Source organism: Methylobacterium sp. WL9 (assembly GCF_008040035.1).
Classification (GTDB): domain Bacteria; phylum Pseudomonadota; class Alphaproteobacteria; order Rhizobiales; family Beijerinckiaceae; genus Methylobacterium; species Methylobacterium thuringiense.
In genome coordinates this window covers 1-4,273 of the sequence record NZ_VRVE01000149.1, presented here as the reverse complement: position 1 = coordinate 4,273, position 4,273 = coordinate 1, and the positions used below count along the sequence as shown (strand labels likewise).

The 4,273-nt window shown below is 68.8% G+C and carries 6 protein-coding genes; 1 reads left to right on the top strand and 5 read right to left on the bottom strand.

Going from position 1 to position 4,273, the window contains the following annotated elements; all coding sequences use genetic code 11:
* From FV217_RS21955 to FV217_RS21935, 5 genes are all read right to left on the bottom strand, one after another.
* Positions 1-826: septal ring lytic transglycosylase RlpA family protein (locus FV217_RS21955; protein WP_246683116.1), on the bottom strand; the 826-nt coding region annotated here is incomplete at its 3' end.
* A 299-nt stretch (positions 827-1,125) separates the two neighbouring features.
* Positions 1,126-1,626, bottom strand: a complete 501-nt coding sequence (locus tag FV217_RS21950; RefSeq protein ID WP_147821725.1) for a hypothetical protein — start codon at positions 1,624-1,626, stop codon at positions 1,126-1,128.
* The gene (locus FV217_RS21945) at positions 1,623-1,979 is read right to left on the bottom strand and encodes a nucleotidyltransferase domain-containing protein (RefSeq protein ID WP_147821723.1); all 357 of its coding nucleotides are present in this window, start codon (positions 1,977-1,979) and stop codon (positions 1,623-1,625) included. The genes FV217_RS21950 and FV217_RS21945 overlap by 4 nt, the downstream gene beginning before the upstream one ends.
* A gap of 231 nt (positions 1,980-2,210) precedes the next feature.
* Positions 2,211-2,516 (bottom strand): ribbon-helix-helix domain-containing protein, encoded by a 306-nt coding sequence (locus tag FV217_RS21940; RefSeq protein ID WP_147821721.1) that lies wholly within the window; start codon positions 2,514-2,516, stop codon positions 2,211-2,213.
* A complete protein-coding gene (locus FV217_RS21935) occupies positions 2,500-3,156 on the bottom strand; it encodes a ParA family protein (protein ID WP_147821719.1) in 657 nt (218 codons plus the stop codon). Before FV217_RS21935 ends, FV217_RS21940 begins: the two co-directional genes overlap by 17 nt.
* A 419-nt stretch (positions 3,157-3,575) precedes the next feature.
* Between FV217_RS21935 and FV217_RS21930 the strand changes: the two genes are divergently transcribed.
* Positions 3,576-4,157, top strand: coding sequence for a PAS domain-containing protein (locus FV217_RS21930; protein ID WP_147821717.1), 582 nt, complete (start codon positions 3,576-3,578; stop codon positions 4,155-4,157).
* The last annotated feature ends 116 nt before the right edge of the window (positions 4,158-4,273 follow it).

The window sequence follows — 4,273 nt, the reverse complement described above, 5'->3', positions numbered from 1 at the left end:
CGCTGGCTGCGCTCGCCAGGATGATCGGCGCGCGCTGCGGACGCGGCGCGGGGGCCGCCTCGGCGGTGTCCTCATCCGACTCCGCCGGCTTGTAGGCCAGCGTCGGGCGCGTCGTCCGGGCGAAGCGCTCGGGTGCGGGCTGCTCACGGTCCGGCCCGAGATCTGCGACCATCACCGGCGAGCCGGAGCCGGTCGAGGCCGGGCGGCCGTCGGTGCGCAGGCTGGCGAGCAGGCGGCGGTCGTCGCTGCCGGCGACGGACGCCTTGCCGACATACTCGACCCGGACCTTCTCGGTGCCCTTGTTGTGGAAATCGAGGGCGCGGGCTGCCTCCTCCGAGAGATCCATGACGCGGTTGGCGTGATAGGGGCCGCGGTCGTTGACGCGCACAACCATCGAATAGCCGTTCGAGAGGTTGGTGACGCGGGCATAGCTCGGCAGCGGCAGCGTCGGATGCGCTGCGGCGATCGAGTGCCGGTCGAAGACCTCGCCGTTGGCGGTCATGCGGCCGTGAAAGGCCGAGCCGTACCAGGAGGCGAGCCCCTCGCGGACATAGCCCTTGGCGTCGTCGCGCGGCACGTAGGTCTTGCCGGCCACGACGTAGGGCTTTCCGGAGAAGCGGCGTCCGCCGCCCTTCGGGATCACGTCGCCCTCGTTGTAGAGGCGCCGGCTGGCCTTCACGCCGTATTTCGGGTCGATCTCGCTGCCGGAGGACGCAGCGCCGGCCATGCGCTGCGGGTTGTTGCCGGCGCAGTTGGCGGTGGTGAGCGCCACCGCGCAGACCCCGATCAGGCGCCAGACCGGCCAGCTACGCGGCCGTGCGTCCATCGCCGGAAAACATCCGGCCGTCGTGATCCGCGCCATACGCAACTCGCCCGGGTCAATGGCGGCCGATCATCGCTTCCCAGGAACGCGGGAAGCGCGGCCGCTCGATACGCTGTCGTGACGATCGGGGTGTGATCCCCTCACGACGCCTACAATTGTCCGGACGGCGTAAACGAAGGCTGAACGGTGACGCAGAGAGACGCGACCGACCGGCGTGCTGTTGAGATCAGGGATGAAGATCGCCCGATAATCCACTGTTCAGAAACAGATTCGCTGTGAAATCTATGACATCGACTGCGCGTTCACGCGACCGGCAGCGGGGCCGGAGGCGGGTCGATCGTTGTCCGGAAGGCCGCGATGGAAGGCTTCAGGCTGGTCGCGAGACGGCGTGCGGCGTCGATGGACGGAACGGCCCGGGTCGGGTCGAAGTCATCGTAGTTGTGTGTGGCGCGATGTCTGAAACGCCGGGTCTCCTCGACATCGCCCGCTACGTCGGGCGTCAGGATCGGCGGACGCGAGCGACCCGGCGTCATCAGCGGACGGCTGGCGCGCCTGACGAGGTCTGCGTGCCATCTCTCGCCGGTCGGTCTCTCCTCGTTGAGGATCTCGAGGATGCGCACCAGGGCGTTCTCAAGAGAGGTGTGGGCCGACTGCATGGCGTGCTGGAGCGCCATGTCCTGCTTGTAGCCTGCGAGACCATCCAGATCGAAGCCGCCCTCGTCGAATAGGTCCGCAGCCCTGCCGAAGTGCCGGCAGGCCGCGCCCAGGTCGTCGTCGACCTCCGTCCAGCGTGCGTCCGTCATGGCAGAGCCAGCCCCCGCGCCCGCACGCGATCCACGAAGGCGGGCCGGCAGGTGCCGGCATCGTGGATGTCGGGCGGGATTCCGTGCTCGGCGCAGACGTCCTCGACGAAGTTCCAGGCGGAGCCGGCGCGCTCCGCCGGAAAATCGATCAGCACGTCGAGATCGCTGTCGAAGCGCATGGTGCCCGCGACGTAGGATCCGAACACGACGAAGGCTCCGCCTTCCCGGCCTGCATAGGCACGCAGGGCCTCGACCACCGCGTCGGCCGCCTGTCGTCGCCGCGCGGCCTCGGCCGCCTTCCTCTGCGCCAGCGTCGTCACGGCCGGAGCCTGTGCCGGCGTTTCCATGTCCATCGACCGTTCCACCGGACACGGCTCCCATCGCGCGTCGACGGCATCGTATCATCGACGCCGCCGACGGACGATTCCGCGAACGCAGCGATGGCGTAGGCCGCCTGCCGACGACCTGACCAAAGGCCCATGACCCGGTGGCGGGTTCGCCCGGCTCGGGACTTATCGCTCGTGTGGCGCATCAGGAGCCGGACGTAAACTACTGACGACGCAAGTGTAATTGCAGCTTGCGCTTCAGCGGCTCTCGGCCTCGTTGATCTGCTCGATGGAGCGGGCGCCGCGCTGCTTGAACAGCAGGTCGAGGGCCTCCAGCATCAGGCCGTGCATCTTGGTGCGCTCGGTATGAGCGAGATCCCGGAGCTGGTCGTAGACCGGGGGCTCCAGATAGACCGACATCTGCCGGGCGCGCTCCTTGAGCGTCGCGGCGGGCTTGGCCCGCGGCGACGGCACGTCGAGCTGGACGATGTCGGCGCTCTTGCGAGCCGGCGGCGTCGCCGCGGCGACGATCGCCGCGAGGTCGAGTTTAGGCGGCCTTGACATGTTTGCCGGTCCCAATGCCCCTGCCCGCCTGCATTCGGCGCTCGATCCAGGACCAGAGGCGGCGGACTTCGCCGGCGGCCTGGCCCTTCGGGTTGAACTCGGTGACGCCCTGGCCGACGCCGATGGCGTCCTGGTGGTCCGTGCGCGCCACGATGTTCACGTCGGGCAGGATGCCGAGCACGGCGAGGCCGTCGGCGGCGTCGCGGATCCGGTAGGAGCGCGGCGGCGTCTGGTTCAGCACGAAGGCGAACTTTTTTTCGAGACGATAAACGGCTGCCAGCGTCGGCTTGAAGGCGCGGAGATCCGCCGGGGTCGGGCGGCACGGGATGATGCAGAGGTCGGCCGCACGGATCGCCGAGAGCGTGCCGTTGGAATCGACGCCGGGCGTATCGATGAAGACGTAGTCGTAGGCCGATTCGCGCAGGCGCTCCATGACGGCCTCGATCTGCGTGGCGTCGATCTGGGCGACTTCCGGGCCTTCGGCCGTGCGGTGGTCGAGCCAGTCGGAGATGGTGGCCTGACGGTCCATCTCGAGGATGCAGACGGTGTGGCCGGCCTCCTGGGCGGCGACGGCGAGCGAGATGCAGAGCGTGCTCTTGCCGCTGCCTCCCTTCTGCGTGACGAACGTGATGGCCTTCATCGCCGTGAAACCCCTCGAGCCTGCCGGCCTGCCGCCGCGATCCGTCACGGCGTCCTGTGATCCCGGGATGCCGTGATCCCGGATGTCCCTGCCCCGGTGTCGCCGATCATGGTTAACCGGGGGTTAAGAGCATCGGATCGGCGGATGACGCGATCATGGCATCCTGTGATCCGTGGAGATCGGCCCTCGGCGACACGGGCCGGCTCTGGCGGAGCGCCGTCAATTTCATAACCTGAGGTTGCTAAAATAAATTGGGGCCGGGGGTCGGGAAACCGTGACATTCAAGAGCGCGCTTTACACGGCTTCAACGCATACGTTAGGTTTTCCGTTCGGTGCCAGTCGCCGAAAAATAAACTTCAAGTATATTTTGGCTGAGCCGCCGTGGCCAGCTTCGCATTGTCCCTGGAGCGTCTGCGCGGATGCCGGTTTCCCCCTCCCTGCCCGATACCGAACTCGCGGCCGCCCTCGATAAGTCGGCCTGCCTCGGCGCCTGGACGCACGATGTCTCGGCCGACCGTTTCAGCGTCGCGGCCTCCCTCGCCCATGCCCTCGACCTCGCGCCGGAGGAGCGTACCGGGGTGCCGTTGGCGCGGGTGCTGTCGCTCATCCACGCCGAGGATCGGCCGCGGATCGCGGGCCTCCTCAGTGCGTCGCAGGAGGCGGGCGGTCCGTTCGAGGCGGAGTTCCGCACCTGGGAGGGACGGCGCGGCGCGCGCTGGCTGCGGCTGATGGGGCGCACCGACATCGAGGGGGGACATCGTGCCGTGCGCGCCCGCGGCCTCGCCTTCGATCTCACCGAAGGCCGGCTCGGCCGCGGCAGCCCCGCCCGGCAGGCGCAGTGGCAGGCCAACCAGCTCGCCGACCACGTCATCGCGATGAAGGGCCTCGTGCCGCCCCTGGGAAACCCGTCGCTGGCGCGTCTGGTCGACCGGCTGGCGGTGGAGATCGGCTTCGAGCTCGCCCGCCGCCTCACGCAGGCGGCGGGCGATGTCCGGCATTAGAGCTAGGGCTGGGCCGACGCCTCCAGCGACGGGCGCGGAGCCGCGGACGGATTGATCAGGCCACGGAGGGTCGCCGCCGCGTCGCGCCGGGGCAGCGCCAGGGCCTCGGCATAGGC